Consider the following 17429-nt stretch of genomic DNA (forward strand, 5'->3'; position numbering starts at 1 on the left):
ACAATGGCATACAGCGATCCGACCTATGTAATATTTGACGGCGATGAAGACGCTTGGGCATACCGCTTTATGAAAGGGTGGAATGCCAGCGAGAATGTGAGTTTTGAATTCGCGAACGCTCACGATCTGGACAATATGACGAGCCGAGCACAGGACGAAGATTATGTTAAACGCAATCTTCGCAACAGAATGAATGGATCGAGCCAGGTACTTGTCCTGATCGGTGAGAAAACGAAAAACCTTTTTCGCTTCGTGCGCTGGGAAATGGAATTGGCCCTTGATCTAGGTCTGCCGATAATCGCAGCAAACCTTAACGGCTCGCGACAACAAGATGCGAGCTGTCCGCCCATCATCAGGGACAAATGTGTTGTGCACGTGCCGTTCAAGATGAAGGCTATCAAGCACGCGCTTGCCAATTGGCCGAGCGAATTTCATCGGCTTTCAAACGCTCAGCGTGGCGATGGCGCCAGGAGCTATGGCGAAAGCACCTATCGGGATCTCGGCTTATAATCGCCCACTTAAAAGTACTTAGCCGTCAAAACATCCTCGCCATCCGCTGGCGGCGACTAGCCTTAGGAGCGTCCGCCAGCGTGTTCCGAGCTTGCCGAGCCGATGATAAAAAGAGACGTCCGATTTGCTGAGTTTGGCTGAAGGGTGCAGGTCATGAGCGCAACCATTGGGAGGAGCCCTGCTCGAAGCATCAGATCGAGTGATCACGTCGGTCGAGGGGGCGCTGGTATCGAGAGGAAAAGGAGCGGCTGCTCGACGTTTGAGGCTTGAGCCAGGGTTTCAAGACTGCACGATCGGCCGGCATTGATCGAGGCAGCTTTTCAGGCGGCGCAAAGAGTTCATCGGTTCGCCCGCGTCCCGCGAGCCGCAGCTCGGCTCGCCCTGCGCAGCAACCAAGAATTTGCGATCGCAAGAAGGGCAACACACTGACGACAGAACTTGGCGGCGCTGGTCGGCTGCGAATCAAGATGTCGATGGCGAGGCGCTCTCGCCGCGCGTCTTTGCCGGGCCGAACCTGCTGGCTATGTTCCTTTGAGAAGTCTGCCGAGCACCAGCCGCTGCACCGACAAAGCGATCGCTATGCGCGAGGGCACGACCTCAGCCTATCAGCGCTGGCCAACCAGGTTGGCGCCTGTGCCGCGGCACGGAACCCGTGCCTGCTGATCGAGACGAATGTGATTTTCCCCCTGATCACCTGCGTTACCCCCTGGGGAAGGGCAAGACCGATCCGGACCATCAGAATGTAAAGGGATGACCGGCAGTTCGGCGGAACATGGCCGGCGGCGCTCTATCGTGCCTCGTGCGGCCGGCGGGAACAGCATCCCGAGCGCTATTCATCCTTCAATATTGCCCGTGACCTTGCCCCTCAGATCTAATCCGGTTTGAAGTTCGTTCTGGCCCATCGAGAGGACCAGGACCGAAACGTAGCCGCTTCTCTGAAGAGCAGATCATCGGAATTTGAAGGAATTTGAGGCCGGGGTATCGGTTGCCGATCTGTGCCGCACACACCGGGTCGGCGACGCCTCGATTTACAACTGGAAGGCCCGCTTCGGCGGGATGGATGTCTCCGAGGCTCGGCGACTGAAGGCTCTGGAGGACGAGGACACCCGGCTGAAGCGGCTTCTGGCCGACGCCATGCTCGACAATGCCGCGTTGAAGGATCTTATGGGAAAGAATGTATGGTCCGCCCCGTCCGTGCAAGGGTTCACGACATCGCCGACGACGATTCCAGTTGCATAAATGTATCCGGCCTCTCGCGAGTGGACTGCTGTTGCAGCCAGGCCATGATGAGATCCGCGCACGCCGTTCCCAATAAATGGTTCGGGCACGAAGCCCGCTTTTTTGCACAGGGCTTACGGCATGCTGATCCACTGTTTCGTCATCGCTATTCCCGAGCCTTGCAATCGAGCCGGACGCGTCAGATGAATACAGGGTCCCTGCGTTCGTAGAGCGCCCCCGGCTTGGTCAGGACAACCCAAACAATGCGCGCCATCTTGGCGGCAAGCGCGACAACAGCCTTGTTCGGGTGCATTCGGCTCTGCAGCCCATCAAGCCAGCTTCCCAGGCGATCCCGGGTTCGATCCAGGTGACGAAAGCAGGATCGCGCGCCATGAACGAGGAGCTTGCGGACGTAGCGGTTCCCGCGCTTGCTGATACCGAGGAGCTTCTGCTTGCCACCGGTCGAGTGTTCTCGCGGGACGAGGCCCAGCCATGCGGCCAGATCGCGAGCCTTCTGGAACTGGCGTCCGCCGCCAACAGCTGCCAGAAGTGCCGTGGCACCCAATGCGCCAATTCCTGGAATCGTCATGAGCCGACGGGCAACATCGTCTCCATCTGCGATCGCAGCGATCTCCCTCGTCACATCGCTGATTCGCTGCTCCAGCCGGCGCAGGTCGGCAAACAAATCCGTGAGCAGTTTGCGCATCGCCGGCGAGAGGTCGTTCGATAGGTCGTCGAGAACCATCGGCAGGTCGAGCTTGAACAGGCCTGCTCCCTGTCGCAGTGCTATGCCGTATTCCAGGCAGAACGCTCGCATCTGATTAATGAGGCGGGTTCGGGTGCCGATCATCTGGTCGCGCACTCGATGCAAGGCCTGGAGGTCGGCTTGCTCCTCGCTCTTGATCGCGCGCATTGTTGGTCGCGTGGCGGCTTCGGCGATGGCCTCGGCATCGATGATGTCGCTCTTGTTCGACTTCACGTAGGGCTTCACGAACTGCGCCGGGATCAGGCGAACCTTGTGCCCCAACGCATGCAGTCTCCTGGCGATCCATTGTGATCCTGCGCACGATTCCATCCCCACGATCGCCGGCGCTGCTCGCTCAAAGAAACGCAGCAACGTATCGCGTCGGAAGCGAGCCCGCTGGACGGGCTCGCCGCCGCTGTCCAAGCCGACGACGTGGAAGACGTTCTTGCTGATATCGATGCCATAGATGGCCGCAGGGCACGGCGCATTGCGTAGGGACATTCCAACCTCCTTTGCTTGACTGACGAATAATGGGCGGTGAGGACGGGGCGGACCATCCCATCAGAGCGTGATGATTTTAGGTTGGGGCATAGCCGGCCTCGGTGAAGTAGTTGGCGCATTCCTTTGATGTGACGGTGTCGAGGATTTGGCCGATGGCGCTGCAGACGGCGTCGGTGGTGCGTCTGGCGGCCTTTCGCAGCAGGTGCTTGAGCTTGGCGAAGAGCAGCTCGATTGGATTCAGGTCCGGCGAGTATTTGGGCAGGAAGAAGAGCTTGGCGCCGGCTTTGCGGATGGCGTGCCGGACGGCCTTGCCCTTGTGCGAGCCGAGATTGTCGATGACGCCGATGTCGCCCGGCTTGAGGGTGGGCAGGAGCACCTTCTCGACGTAGAGCCGGAAGCGCTCGCCGTTGATCGGCCCGTCGATGAGCCATGGGGCGTCGACGCGGTCGTGGCGCATGGCAGCTAGGAAGGTCATGGTCTTCCAGCGTCGATGCGGCACCTTGGCTTTCAGGCGCTGGCCGCGCGGCGCCCAGCCCCGGAGCGGAGCCATGTTGGTCTTGGTCCAGGTCTCGTCGATGAAGACCAGGCGGGAGGGGGCGATCCGGCCCTGATGGGCCTTCCACTGCGCCCGCCGACGCGCCACATCGGGCCGATCCTGCTCGGCGGCGATCAGCGTCTTTTTTTGTGCGTCAGCTTCTCGGCACGGACGAACTCCCACACCGAGCGGTAGTCGACCTTCAGCCCGCGCTCGGCCAGCTCTGCCACAAGGCCGCGCAGCGTGAAGTCTGTATTGCGGCAGCGCTCGATAAGCCAGTCGCGGTGCGCACCGGCAATCTTCTTCGGCCGTCGCCCGCCCATCTTGCCGGGCTCCACCATGCCCGTTTCCCGCAGCCGGCGAACCCACCGGATGACCGTGCTGATGCCGACCCCAAAACGCGCCGCCGCCTGCCGCCGCGACAGGCCCTCCTGCTCAACCGCACCAACAACCCGCTCGCGCAGATCCATCGAATAAGGCTTGCCCATCCATGCTGGCCTCCATCCCCAGCCAGTCCCCGCTGATTTGGGAATCCCCCTTCGATTCAGCCTCTCTTCATCCCGCTCTAATGGTGACGCCCGCGGCCAAGCGGAAAGCTGTCGCTCGCCTGAAGGAAAGCTTCGGGATGAGGAACGGCGGGCATGTAAAGCCATCGGCTGTTGCCGCATGACGGTTCGCTACGAGACCAGCAGGCCGGACCGCGAGGTTCGCTACAAACCGCGCGGCCGCACTCCCAAATCGCCTGGCAGACACCGGCCGAGTTCGCCAGCACCTTCAATCCGCGACGGTCGCTCGCGCTGCGCTATGCCAAAGGCTCCGCGCCAGCGCCCGTCGCTTCACCCGCCCAGCAGGGCACAACCCACGCCGGAAACGAACTCAAAACTGGATAGAAACTGGCGGCAACGTCAAGCCCAGCCCATCTGGCTGCTAGATGGCGCCGATATGCAAACTGAATTTGATTTAAGGCCGTCCGGGATTGATCTTGGTAGATACGGTTGCGAGTTGATGTGTACTCATCGCCGGCAAATTTGGGAGCCTCCAACGTGCACAGCGTTCAAACCTTCCGGCACTTACATGATGAAGCTACGGCTTGGCGCCGCTATCTCCACCAAAACCCTGAACTGGACTATCGGGTCCATAATACAGCGGCGTTCGTGACCGAAAAACTGGCGTCGTTCGGCATCAATCATATCGAGACAGGGATTGCTGAGACCGGCATCGTCGCATTGATTCAGGGCGAGGGTGGAGATGGACCCACCATCGGTTTGAGGGCAGACATGGACGCCTTGCCGATAGTTGAATCGTCCAACAAATCCTGGTCGTCGAAAATACCGGGAAAAATGCATGCATGCGGGCATGACGGCCACACGGCCATGCTGCTGGGAGCTGCGAGGTACCTTGCAAATACGCACAACTTCAAGGGTACCGTGGCCCTGATTTTCCAACCTGCGGAAGAAGATGGCCAGGGTGCTCAAAGGATGGTTCAAGAGGGCATCATGGACCGATTTGGTATTTCGCAGGTCTTCGGCATGCATAATATGCCGGGCATGGATGTGGGAAAGTTTGGCATTTGCGATGGTTCAATCATGGCTGCGCTTGATGAATTCGACATCATCGTGAAGGGGAAGGGGGGGCATGCGGCCGCGCCGCATCTGACCATCGATCCGGTCGTAGTTGGAGCGCAGATCATCGTCGCCCTGCAAACCTTGATTTCCCGTAACACGAACCCTATTGACGCCCTCGTGATCTCCGTCACGAGGTTGAGTGCTAGTGAAGCCTACAACATTATCCCGGAGCAGGTCGAATTGGGCGGCACGGTCCGGAGCCTCTCGTCCGCCCTTCGGGACTTCGCGGAGCGACAGATCAAGGCGTGCGCCGAAGGTATTGCGCGCGGATTGGGCGCGGAGATCGAGTTCAGGTACCGACGGCTCGAACCGCTCACGATCAACCACACGGAAGGCACCAACCAAGCGATCAAGGCTGCCCGCGGTCTTGTAGGCCATTGCGCAGTCGACGAGAAGATCAAGCCTCTGATGGGCTCGGAGGATTTCGCGTATATGCTTCAGGCGCGGCCGGGTGCCTTCATTTTCATAGGCAATGGACCCACCGCCGGGTTGCACAACCCGGCCTATGATTTTGATGATGAGGTCCTGCCTTATGGCATCGGTTATTGGGTAAACCTTGTCGAAACGGCTCTGGCCCTTTGAGGCGATAGTGAAAATGGGTCGAATGCCATGATGCGGCATTTGTTTCGAACTAGCGATCGAACTCCGATCCAATCGCCAACCGTAGCCGCTCCGGGTCAATGTAAGTAAACAGCGCCGGCTCGCGACGGTGGACTAGCTCTTATGACCGTGGTCACGCGTGGTAGATGAACCTGTTCCGTCCCATGTCTTTGCCATAGGATGTTTGCCTTTGATGGACAGCCTGGAGACGGGATGAGCCCTTGAGACGACGGTCGACCATGCTCTTATCCGCGGGTTGGCTACCGCACTTCCGTAATCCGACTTGGGCTATCCTTGTCTAGAATCGGGCGTTGGGCCGAGGCCCAGCCACATAGCTAGCGCGGGAATTCCCCACCGTGGCCAAATCCCTTCTCCGCTCTGATCGAGCACCCGGCACGTCTCGCCCATGGTGGCGCTAGTCGAGCGTGGATTGTTGGCGTAACTTGAGATTGAAGCCGCGTTCAAAAAGCTGACCGGCCAGCGCGTTTGATGGATTTGAGGATGTGGCTTCGCGAGCGTTTTTCCCCCATGACGGCAATGCGGACGGGTCCGGCGAAACTCGGCAGCAATGCAGCTTCAGGTCCGACTGTCCGCTGCTGTTTTCACGGCAACGACGCCATCTTCGCCTCGTCCCTGCATGGCCGATGCCTTCAGCATCGGCCATGTCGGTAGAAATGTTGATAGGCGGGCGGTATCAGACGAACTGTGTGCATAAAACGGCCAACCTCGCGCATCCAGTGATGCTCCGTTGCAACTCCGACGAGGCACAGCGGAAGGTTGCCAGCATAACCCACAACCTCAAAACATTTAAGGCAAGGCGGACGACACCGTTGCCGTCTTACTTCGAGATGCGCATCCGGTAACGCACGTGCCCATCATGCTCGACATAGGAATCATAGAGTTTGCGGGCGCGGGTATTGGCCTCGTAGGCGTGCCAGTAAAGCCGCTCCCAACCATTCTTTTTGCAGACTGCGACGAGATCGTCGAGGAGCGCTCGGCCGATGCCGAAACCGCGGAAACGCTCGTCAATAAAAAGATCGTCGAGATAGCAGTCGTTGCTCTTGACCCAAGATGAAGGGTGGGAGAGATAGATAGCGAAGCCCGCAAGCGCACCGTCCTGCTCGGCAACGCGCATGTTGACCGGCGAGGCGGGATCGAGAATGCGCTTCCAGGTGAACGCGGTCACCTCGGGATCGAGCGGCATCCTATAGAAGTGCACGTGGCGGTCCCAAAGTTTCCGCCAGGCGCATTCGTGGTCCGGTTGTGCATCCCTGATCTCAAGCGCCATGGCGATCCTCAAATGAAAGAACGGGAAACACCTTCGACCGATGGCTTTCCCTGGGTTGGTTATACCGGCGGCTGTTCCGATCGGCTCAATTGTTGCGGCTACGCCGTTTCCATTCTCAGGTATTATATCCTCTGAAGATGCGCAGCGGCGGCGGTCAGAAATCGTCTTCCAGCCTCACCTAAGCAAGTGCCCATCAACTTGCTGCACGCCGTTTGGTTCACCAGCTTTCCGCTATTTGCTCACGGCCCGCTTGGCAGTTGTGCCGATTTGTGCTTCGTTCGTTGGAACATCTTTCGCAACGATGCTTGCGTCAAACACTGTTTGCGTATCGTCGCCCTCTACGATCGAGATGGGCTCGATAATGCCTGAGATGGCCGATGTCGTTGACGGCGTACGCGCATCGAGGTCGCTAAGGAGATCGTCAGCGGCTTGCCCGTCATGCGTCTGCCCTGCAGGCAGGCAGATCTTTATAGGCAACCCCTTTGCATCCACCACGGCATGGATTTTAGTTGTGAGAGCGCCTCGGCTTCGACCAAGGCAATTGTCCGGATTTCCCTTCAACGTGGCTCAATGCTGGTGTGCTCTGATCGACGTGCTGTCGATCATTTGAATGCCGCGATCGGCACTCCCGGAGATCGCCCCCATTATTCTATGACCTAGCCATCCCTTCCGCTTTATGGGTCACCACCTAGTCACGTGAATTTAAAGTTCGCCACATGAGGACTGCTCTGTTTTTGACAGAAGCGTTTGACTGATGAGAGGATCTCGTCGGCGGACTTGGTCCATTTGTAGGGTTTGGGTTTTTCGTTGTGCCGCTCGATGAAGGTGCGGATATCGGCTTCGAGCTGGCTGGTCGAGGTGTGAACGCCGCGCCGTAGCCGCTTGCGGGTAAGCTCGGCGAACCAGCGTTCGACCTGGTTGATCCAGGAGGCCGACGTCGGCGTGAAATGCACATGATAGTGCGGCCGCCGCGACCAGCCAGGTCCGGATCGCCGCCGCCTTATGAGTGGCATAGTTATCCATGATGATGTGGACATTGAGACCTTGCGGGACATGGGCGTCGATCTGCTTGAGAGTCGAGAAACTCGGCCGCGCGGTGGCGCTTGTGGCATTTGCCGATCACGAAGCCCGAGGCGACATCGAGGCTGCGAACAAGCAAGTGGTGCCGTGACGGATATGCCTATGGGTCCGGCGCTTGGGAATGCCGGGCATCATCGGCAGGACGGGCTGTTCGCGGTCGAGCGCCTGGATCTGGCTCTTCTCATCGACGCTGAGAACCAGCGCCCTGTTGGGCGGTGACAGGTAAAGGCCGACGATATCGCGGACTTTGTCGACGAACAGCGGATCGCTGGAAAGCTTGAATGTCTGCGAGCGATGCGGCTGCAAGCCGAACGCGGTCCAGATCCTGCGGATCGTCGTGTGCAGTGGCATTGCCCGTGGAGCGGATCGACCAGTGGGTGGCGTCCGCCGGGGTCGATCGCAGCGTGCGCTCGATCACGGCAACGACCTGATCGTCATCGATCGTGCGCGGCCTGCCAGGGCGCGCTTCATCCAGCAGGCCGTCAACGCGCTCCTTCAAAAAGCGCCGCCGCCACTTGCCGACGGTATGCTATGAACGCCGAGCTCGGCTGCCACGGACTTGCTGGGAAGGCCATCTGCGCACCGCAGAATGGCGGTTTTTGGGGAGGTCGGCGAAGGCCATGCCGTTATCGGTGAGCACGATGTGGCCTGGTAAGGGAAGACCTCGACCACCTTCCTGATGAAGGCCGAGCCTTCCATCTTGCCGGCGCAGTCGTGGAATTCGACATAGGTGAACTTCGACACGAGGTCGATCGCCAGAAACATAATCAGCTTGCCGTCAGCATGGCCATGGCGCTGGAGGCAACGGTGCAAGGCGCTCCGGCTGAGGTTGGGATCTCTCAGGCAACCGAGCACATCGTCCAGCGGCAACAGCGTCTTCTGGCGGAACGTCACCACGATGGCTTCTTCAGCCGGTGTCAGCACCGTGCGCTTGGGCGCCTTGGGTCCCATCGGCGCATCGACCGTCGTGGTCCGCTTGCGCCACTTGGCCACCGTCTTCGGGTTCAGGCCGTAGCGGGCGGCAAGGGCCGGGTGCTCTCTTGCGACGCTTGGAACTCGGCTCGAAGACACGGCGTCGTGCGGGCGCTGCCGTGAAGAACACTTCCCATAGCGCATCCTCCTGCTGACGACTCAGCGTTAATGCTGCACCATCACTCCACGGGACTACACACCTAGGTTCAACCCGGACAACCCAAAAGGGGCAGGCCAAGATCATTGAGACCGAGGTTGGCGGGTCAGTTCGCGGCACTTGGGATTGGGAACTGAGCTTTTGACTCCGACCGCTGCCACACCACGCACATGCCAATCAACCAGAGCATAGGCAGAACCGTAAGCAACGACGCCACTGCGGCGAGTGTCGGATCGATCGCGTTTCGTATGTTCTCCCACATCTTCAGCGGCAGCGTGGTAACGGAAAATCCGCTGACCAACGAGGTGATGACCACCTCGTCGAACGAGTGGATAAACGCCAGGAAAGCGCCGCCAATAATGCCCGGCCGGATCAATGGCAGCGTTACCCTCGCAAAAGTTTGCAGCGGTCCGGCCCGCATGCTTTGGGCCGCCTGCTCCAGCCGGCGGTCGAAATTTGCTAGCGTCGCTGAGACGATCACGACGACATAGCTGATGGCACCGATGCTTTGCGCTAGAATAACGCCAGTGCGGGAGCCGATAAGGCCCAAATTCGCCAAGCCAAAATAACATGCGACTCCCACAACAATAACAGGAATCGTTATCGGTGTGAGGATCACCACGTTCAAGGTGCTGCGAAGGCGCGGGGAAGTCCTGCTGAGCCCGTATGCGGCAAGCGTACCGACGATCGTTGACAATAAAGCGACGGCAAGACCTATTTCCATGCTGGTCCAGGCGGCACCATACCAAGCCGTATTGCCGAAGAAGGAACGGTACCACCGCAACGAAAGGCCCGAAGGAGGAAATTCTATATAAGAGCCAGAGCTGAACGACATCACGATGACCACAACTGATGGCGCCAATAGGTATGTTAACACAAGCAGTACAAGCACCTTGCCGCCGATCTCCGGCAACCAGCCTTCGCCTCTGGGGCGATAGCGGTGAGCAGTCCAACGCTTGGCTCGGAATCCCGTAGAAAATTCAGTAAGAGAACGCGTTAGCCAGCCGATAAGGGATGGTCTAGCAAACCTGGATCTGCGCGGGACCTGCGCCGCGAGGCCCTGCGTACCGGAAAGGTCCAGCCCGAGTATCGAGAGCACAACTATGGCGATTGCCAGGAGAACGAAGGAGCCGGTAGCGACAGAAACCAAATCGAACGTAGTCGTCACTTGCGAGGCGAGGAAATTCGATAGCATGACATCTCCCAGCCCGCCGAGAGACGCCGGTATTATATAAAAGCCGAGGCAGATAACAAACACCAAAAGGGTAGCACTGCGAACGCCCGGGATGCTGAGAGGAAAGAAAACACGACAGAAAGCAGTGAACGGCGGCGCACCCATGCTGCGGGCGGCTGCCATTAGTGACTTGTCGATTCCCAGCATCACGCTGACCAACGAAAGAACCATCATAGGCAACATGATGTGCACCATCCCTACATAGAGGGCCATGCGATTGTAGATGAGAAGCAGGGGACTTGAGATAATCCCGAACTGAAGTAAAAGATTGTTTATCAAGCCACTATCGCCAAGGATCATTATCCAGGCGTAAGTCCGAGCCAACCCGCTGGTCAGATATGGAATCATTACCAGCACAATTAGCACTATGCGCAGACGCTTCGGGGCGGCAACTATCAAATAGGCGGTAGGATAGCCGACGATGAGGCAGGCAGCCGTCGCGATGACGCTTATTTGGACGGTCTGGAGAACCACACGTACGTTGGCGGGGTCCTGTAGAAATCTCAAATAGTTAGAGACCGAAAACATCGGGGCATTCAGGCTAGTCAGGAAAAGCTGAACGAGTGGTATCCCAAAAACGACAACCAGGACGATGAGAACTGGCAGAGCAAGCCCGATGCCCGTTAGCCGCTGTTTTTGAAGCGTTTGCAATCGCCTTCCCCTTCTGAGACTAAGCCGTCACAAATCGGAGATCGGACCGCAGCCAGTCGAGCCGCACCTTGTCACCGGGTTTGAATATTTGCTGCCCCGAGGCGACATGCTCGCGTACCACGAGCACGCCGCCCCCGACACGCACATGATATTTCCGCAGCGGTCCGGCGTAGATCATGTCGTCGACTATGCCGGCGACGTACTGGCGGCGGTCACCATCGGCGCTCTTCGGTGTCGCGGTATTGGCGATGCCGAGACGCTCCGGCCTGATCATAGGAACAGTGCCGGTCGGCTGCGCTGAATCGGACTCCACCACGTAATCGAGATTTTCGAGAATGTTGGCTTCGCCTAAGAAATTCGCTACGAACTGGGTCGCGGGCCGATCATAAAGGGTTTCTGGCGTGTCGGTTTGCTCAATCTGTCCTGCGCGCATGACGACAATCCGATCCGACAGGGTTAGCGCCTCCTCCTGATCATGCGTGACACATACTGTCGTCTTGCCGAATTCTTTATGTAGGCTCTTGATCTCGCCCTGCATCTCCTCTCGAAGATTTCGATCTAGGGCGCCGAGCGGCTCATCGAGTAAGAGAATCGGCGGATCAGCAATTAGCGCGCGGGCCAAGGCTACGCGCTGCTGCTGACCGCCGCTTAATTGAGACGGAAAACGGTCGCCGAAATCCTGAAGGTGTACACGCTCAAGGATGAGTCCGACCCGCTGCGCCCTCTCGGCGACTTTCATGCCTCGCATTTCGAGGGGAAATTCCAAGTTCCGGCGCACTGTTAGGTGCGGAAACAACGCGTAGCTCTGAAAGACGATTCCTTGATCACGCCGGTAGGCCGGCACAGCGGCCACCGATTTGCCAGAGATAAGGATGTCTCCCCTGCTTGGCGCCACAAACCCTGCAAGCAGCATTAGCACGGTGGTCTTGCCGGAACCGCTCGGACCGAGAATGGTCAGGAACTCGCCGCGCTCAACGGTCAGGGACATGTCACGAACTGCTGCGATCTGTCCATATAGCTTGGTTACCGTACGGAATTCGATCTGCGCGTTGATTGGGCTTTGGTCCAATGCGTAATCCTCTACAACTGGCGCCGCCGCGGCATCGCCGACTGCCACCCTGCCGGATACTACCCGTCTCGTCAAAAGACGACTGGCTATTGAAGGCCAAGGCGTCCGGCATCGCGGCTCCGTCAGATTATCAGGTGGCGGCAAGCTTAGACACACAAAATGGTCGGGTCGCCGCCAAACTGCTATCGGGATCTACTGAAGTATCCACTGATTCCAGCGCTGAATGAGCCGTTCCACATTAGTCCGCCCATCCGAGCCGACTTCGACGTACCACCCGCCATTTAGGGGAATGCTGTTCGCCATATATTCAGGGTAAGTGGGGAGTTTGCGGGCTAGGTCTGCAGGTATATGTTTAAACGCGTTTCGGTTCGTGGGGCCTTCGGGGTAGAGCTTGACGAACGTCGCCTGGCGATCGCCGCGGGTAGCGAATTCGATGAACTTCTGCGCATTTTCAGAGTTCGGGCAACCTTTCGGGATAACCCAATGAGCCCACGTCATCTTGGCCTGATTGCGGTTGATTTCGAGCGGCGCCCCAGCGTCGATCGCCGCGAGCGCCCGGCCGTCATAGGACTCCATGACATCGCCACCTCCACTCTGCATTAGCTGCTGGATCTCAGACCCACTACTCCACCACTTGCGAATGTGTGGCTTTATCTTGTCCAGACTGGCAAATATGCGGTCTATGTCCATCGGGTAAATCTTGTCAGGAGCAACGCCATCCGCCATTAGAGCCTCTTCCCAGGGGCCTTCAGTTCCATATAGCCCGGCCACAAGGTAGCGGACGCCGGGAAACTTCTCGACGTCCCAGAATTCAGCCCAGTTAGCGGGACGCGGCTTGCCAGCTGGATATTTCTTGGTATTGTAAATCATATTAAAGGAATAGATCAATTGGCCAGCGCCATACTTGTCCTTCGCGAAATCAAGGAAGCCGTCCAACTCTTCCTTCTTGTAAAGAGAGTAATCGATTTCCTCAAGAAGTCCTTTTTCTTTCGCAGTAAGAGTCAAGGTTTGCTCCATACCGGCCACATCCACCGTTACATTTTTCGCTTTCACCATCAACTCAAGCTGAGCCAATGTGAAATCTTGGGTGATTGGAATCATCTTGATTCCGGTCTCCGCCTCGAAGGGCTTGAGCAACGTTTCGACGATCGCATCTCCGATTTGGCCGCCATAGACAGAGACACGAAGTTCATTCGAAGACGCTGCCAAAGCCCGGCCCGACACAGTCGGTAACGCACCTGCCGCGATAGCGGAAGATGTCGTCTGCATGAAACGTCTGCGATTCATTTGAAAGGTCATTTCTTGTTCTCCCTCTAGTTTGCCGCGCCAGTCTCACGCGACGGCAGCGGTGAAGCTGTTCCTCGCCAAAGAAAAATGTCCCAGGCGGCTTTCGATTGCATAAGCCGCTGCAAGAACGGTCGTATCGGAATATCTCGCACCCACCAGTTGGAGCCCAACAGGGAGCTCTTGGTCATCCAGGCCAGAGGGCACGGATGCCGCTGGCTGCTGTGTCAGGTTAAAGGGATAAGTGAAGGGGGTCCAGTCCATCCACCCATTGAACTCGTCGGGTGCGTTTTGCCCGACCGGGAATGGCGGGATAGGCACCGTGGGAGTGACCAGAAGATCATAGTCCTCGTGGAACTTCGCCATGAGGGCGGAAAGCTCAAACCGAACCGCCTCCGCCTCCTGAAGTTCCGCTAGAGTGATCGTCAGACCCCGTTCTGCTGCCTGCAGAAAGCCGCGGTCTAAGAGCTGCCTTTGCTTCTTGTCTATTCGCGACAGGATACGTGCGACACCGGCGAACCAAAATGTAACAAATGCCTCGACCGGGTTCGTGAACCCAGGATTCGTCTCGACCACCTCGGCTCCAAGATCCCGAAGTTGGTCAACCGCCTTATCGATAACTCTTTGAATGTCGTGCGCCACCTTCACATACCCAAGGTCTCGACTGTAGCCGATACGCAGACCCTTGAGAGTTTTTGCGGGATCGAGGTCGATTCCGGGATAAGCGGGTCCCGCATAACCATCGCGAGAGTCCTTCTGGGCGATGACGCTCATCATGAGGATCGCATCTGCAACCGTGCGGGTCATCGGCCCCAAATGAGACAGTGTGGTCATGGCGCTGGCGGGCCATTGCGGAACAAGACCGAAGGTCGGCTTGAAGCCGAAGGTTCCTGTGAAGCTCGCCGGTATCCGGATTGATCCTCCACCGTCGCTACCCTGATGAAGAAAGCCAAGGTTGAGGGCCGCCGCGACTCCGGCGCCGCCCGACGACCCACCCGGTGTCAGGTCAGGGTTCCAAGGGTTGCGTGTGATGCCGTAGAGCGGGCTATCTGTAACACCTTTCCAGCCAAATTCTGGAGTGGTTGTCTTGCCTATAATAACTGCACCGGCCTCGCGAAGTCGCGCCGTAACGGGTGCGTCCGCTGTCCAAGGCCCGTTAACATCACTGGACAGTGACCCTCGCCTTGTGGGCAAACCCCGTGTCAAGGTGAGATCTTTGATGGTGGCCGGAATGCCATCCAGAACTCCGGCCGGCTCACCTTTCATCCATCGCCCCTCCGAAACCCGCGCAATAGACCTCGCGTTTTCGTGGTCGACGACGCAGAATGCGTTCAGCGTCGGGTTGCTAGCATCTATACGGCTAAGACATTCATTGACGATTTCAACGGGCGAGACTTGCCGCCTTCGGTATAGTTCTAAGCACTCGCACGCCGTCAGGCCGTCAAGAGATGAAGGCACGGATAAACGACTCTTCATTTTCACAAGGTTCCGCTATATATTCTTCAGGATCACGGCGGTATCTATTGATATTCTGCGGCCATCTCGGCCTCAGTTGGCGCAGTTGCGTCTCTCTTTCATCGATCGTTAACGAGTCGACAGTGCGCGTCAAATTCAGTTTGCGTATCATTGTCATCTGGTAACGAGATGGCTTGGAGCCGCGGAAACCGTGGCCAGCGACATCCCGTCAGCTTCCAGACAAGAATAGGGCCAGCTCGACGAGAAGAAGACAGCTCGTCAAGCCGACCATGATCATCCGCGTGGCGGCCGGAGAGAGAAAATAATCCTGCCGTCGTATCGACGGACAAAGCTGCGACCGTTCCGTGATTTTCCTGACTGCGGCACTTCACCTTTCATGGTGTTCCCACTATGGCATCTTCCTTAAGGCGGTAGGTGAGGCCGCGGATTGCTCCTCTTCGCCAAGGGTCCGCAATGGTGTGATCGACCAATTGATTAAGTCGACGGCACGTTGAAGGATCGTTTCCGTCTGAGCAAGGCTGGGTGAAGCGGCCAGGATATGTCCAATGCAGTCTCGATAATCGCCTTTCCTGACGATCGGCGTCTTGGATTCAACATACAATCTGGCCTCGACGACACCTGGTACAGCAGCGGCTCGATTGTCGCCCTCGATGCAATCGAGGATGCCATCGCGATCAGGAACTAGGAACCGCGCGGCCGCAGTTTGCGAATGTCTTCTGCGTAAATCCCATTCCTCGCCGGTGGCAAGTTTGATGTGCTCGGTGATGAGGTCAATTCCGAAAGCCAGATGAACCAGTTGAGGCTCAAGCGCGCCAGCAAGACGCGGATTGACTTCGATGACGACGGGGCCACGTTTCGTCCACCGGAATTCTATGTTCGTTGGGCCCCAGCCTAGACCGAGCGCTCGCAAACAACTCAGCGAAACGTCGGTGATATGTTTGTGCTCGTCATCCCTCAGCGGGGCTGGAAAGGTCGTATTACGGAAGACGAAATGCGGTGGGGCGCCGAAATCAGCGGCGACAATTCCAATGACCTCATCTCCCATTATCTCAACGCTATAAAAGGGCCCTTGTGCGAATTCTTCGACTAATATCCTCGGCGAAGATCGCCAAATGTGCTTCCCGCCCAACAGATAGTTCGTGTGTTCGGCTATTTCATCCGCGTTGCAGCACAATCGGACGCCGCTGCTACCGCTGCCTACAATTGGCTTGACAATCACCGGCAGCCCGATCTCCGCGGCACAGCCATCGACGTCCGTCGCGTTCACTGCCAAGCGACAGGCAGGTGTTGGGACGCCAGCCTGGGCGAGGAGCTGACGTTGAACGAATTTGTCGCAACATCGTTCAATGGACACGGGGTTCGGTCCCGGTAGATCGAAATGCCGACACAGTCTTACAACTGTAGCATAGATCGATTCGTCGAAGTCGCTAAAGCCAGTAATACCTGCAATGTGATAGTTCCCACGTAGCCCCAAACATTCGCGGATCAGCGCATCAAAATCGTCAGTATCGACACGGATTGCCTCAACCTGTTCCGCCGCAAGGTAGTCGTAGCAAGCTGGATCAGCCGCTAGGGCAATTGGATGAAGTCCAAGACGCTTGGCCGCTTGTACGTATAGCAGACCACTAGTCCTGTGACCTTCAACCAGGATGAGCGCTTGTCTTGCCATTGGAATTGTCCTCCGTTGCGTTCTGAGTGGCGGCCTGGGCACGAACCGGCATCATTTCTTTGGCCGTTCCTGACCTTAGACTCTGTGGTGATCTTACAGTGCCTACGATTTGCAATCATGAAAGTTCAATGAATTTAGTTGGAAATTCTATTGCTTTACCGGCCGCATCGCATGGAGCGCCCCAACTTATTTCGACGCTTTACCACGTTAGCTTCAATAGGTGGGGATCGCATCAGTGCAATGTCTCTCGCGTCAATTTGAATTTTCGAGCTAAAGCTGCAAATTCGCGGAGGCGATCATCGCGGCTGGGCAATGTTGAACACGTGATACCATTGCTAGGTCGCGATCATGACCGAGACCGCCAGCTCTGTTGTCAAAGACATTCTGCTGTCGCAGCCTTACGAACTGCGAGGTGATTCCCACCGTGCTGCAGAAAGTGTTCGAGGCCGAGATGGAATAAGGCGCTGTCGCGCCTCGAAAGGCGAGCGCACGGCCGAGCGCATCAGCTACGCTTGGGTCGATGTTGCCTCACGCCGATTATCGGGTGGGCGAGTTGGAGCTCAGGGATGCTTCAGGACCAGCACGAGCGCTTCTCCACAGACCTCTTCGGGCGCTTTGGGCGGGCCTTGTGGCGACCTTGGCGGAGATGATGTGCAGGCTTATCTACCCGCAGGTCAAGGCAATCACTCGAGGGGCTGTGCGGCCACGCCTCCTTTGCGTCTGCCATTTCGGCCATCTAACAACCGGCTCACCAGAGCCTGAAGGGCTTTGCCTGGAGGCCGCTGCATGAGCTCTTTCCTCATGTCATCCTCGAC

General features: G+C 57.6%; 10 protein-coding genes and 4 pseudogenes. 3 read left to right on the forward strand and 11 right to left on the reverse strand.

Annotated elements, in window-relative coordinates; genetic code table 11:
- Positions 1–3: 3 nt before the first annotated feature.
- Positions 4–510 (forward strand): TIR domain-containing protein, encoded by a 507-nt coding sequence (locus E5X88_RS27775; protein WP_126080675.1) that lies wholly within the window; start codon positions 4–6, stop codon positions 508–510.
- A gap of 874 nt (positions 511–1384) precedes the next feature.
- A pseudogene (locus E5X88_RS27780) lies at positions 1385–1683 on the forward strand (transposase); the annotation flags it as partial.
- Between the two features lie 244 nt (positions 1684–1927).
- Here E5X88_RS27780 and E5X88_RS27785 read toward each other — a convergent pair.
- Entirely contained in the window at positions 1928–2974 is a 1047-nt protein-coding gene (locus E5X88_RS27785; RefSeq protein ID WP_292167011.1) for an IS110 family transposase, read from the reverse strand.
- A gap of 76 nt (positions 2975–3050) precedes the next feature.
- Positions 3051–3997 (reverse strand): IS630 family transposase gene (locus tag E5X88_RS27790; RefSeq protein WP_292167013.1). Its coding sequence is split into 2 segments (ribosomal slippage): positions 3051–3656 and positions 3659–3997, totalling 945 coding nucleotides; the frame shifts between segments, so codons are not numbered across the junction.
- Positions 3998–4552: 555 nt separating this feature from the next.
- Between E5X88_RS27790 and E5X88_RS27795 the strand changes: the two genes are divergently transcribed.
- The gene (locus E5X88_RS27795) at positions 4553–5716 is read left to right on the forward strand and encodes a M20 aminoacylase family protein (RefSeq protein ID WP_292167015.1); all 1164 of its coding nucleotides are present in this window, start codon (positions 4553–4555) and stop codon (positions 5714–5716) included.
- Between the two features lie 856 nt (positions 5717–6572).
- Here E5X88_RS27795 and E5X88_RS27800 read toward each other — a convergent pair.
- From E5X88_RS27800 to E5X88_RS27840, 9 genes and pseudogenes are all read right to left on the reverse strand, one after another.
- Positions 6573–7022, reverse strand: coding sequence for a GNAT family N-acetyltransferase (locus E5X88_RS27800; protein ID WP_292167017.1), 450 nt, complete (start codon positions 7020–7022; stop codon positions 6573–6575).
- A 444-nt stretch (positions 7023–7466) separates the two neighbouring features.
- A pseudogene (locus tag E5X88_RS27805) lies at positions 7467–7559 on the reverse strand (IS5/IS1182 family transposase); the annotation flags it as partial.
- A gap of 165 nt (positions 7560–7724) precedes the next feature.
- Positions 7725–8696 (reverse strand): annotated as a pseudogene (locus E5X88_RS27810) (IS630 family transposase); the annotation flags it as partial.
- Positions 8695–9211: pseudogene (locus E5X88_RS27815) on the reverse strand (IS481 family transposase); the annotation flags it as partial. The pseudogenes E5X88_RS27810 and E5X88_RS27815, both read right to left, overlap by 2 nt.
- Before the next feature lie 126 nt (positions 9212–9337).
- Positions 9338–11116: an ABC transporter permease subunit gene (locus E5X88_RS27820; protein WP_292167019.1), complete on the reverse strand. Its 1779-nt coding sequence runs from the start codon at positions 11114–11116 to the stop codon at positions 9338–9340.
- A 19-nt stretch (positions 11117–11135) separates the two neighbouring features.
- A complete protein-coding gene (locus E5X88_RS27825; protein ID WP_292167022.1) occupies positions 11136–12185 on the reverse strand; it encodes an ABC transporter ATP-binding protein in 1050 nt (349 codons plus the stop codon).
- Positions 12186–12377: 192 nt separating this feature from the next.
- Positions 12378–13484: an ABC transporter substrate-binding protein gene (locus tag E5X88_RS27830; RefSeq protein WP_292167025.1), complete on the reverse strand. Its 1107-nt coding sequence runs from the start codon at positions 13482–13484 to the stop codon at positions 12378–12380.
- 33 nt (positions 13485–13517) lie between these two features.
- Positions 13518–14945: an amidase gene (locus E5X88_RS27835; protein WP_292167028.1), complete on the reverse strand. Its 1428-nt coding sequence runs from the start codon at positions 14943–14945 to the stop codon at positions 13518–13520.
- 388 nt (positions 14946–15333) lie between these two features.
- On the reverse strand, positions 15334–16614 hold the full coding sequence (locus E5X88_RS27840) for an acetyl-CoA carboxylase biotin carboxylase subunit family protein (protein WP_292167031.1): 1281 nt from the start codon (positions 16612–16614) through the stop codon (positions 15334–15336).
- Between the last annotated feature and the right edge of the window lie 815 nt (positions 16615–17429).

Origin of the sequence: Mesorhizobium sp., from assembly GCF_004962245.1 — a bacterium.
Lineage (GTDB): Bacteria > Pseudomonadota > Alphaproteobacteria > Rhizobiales > Rhizobiaceae > Mesorhizobium.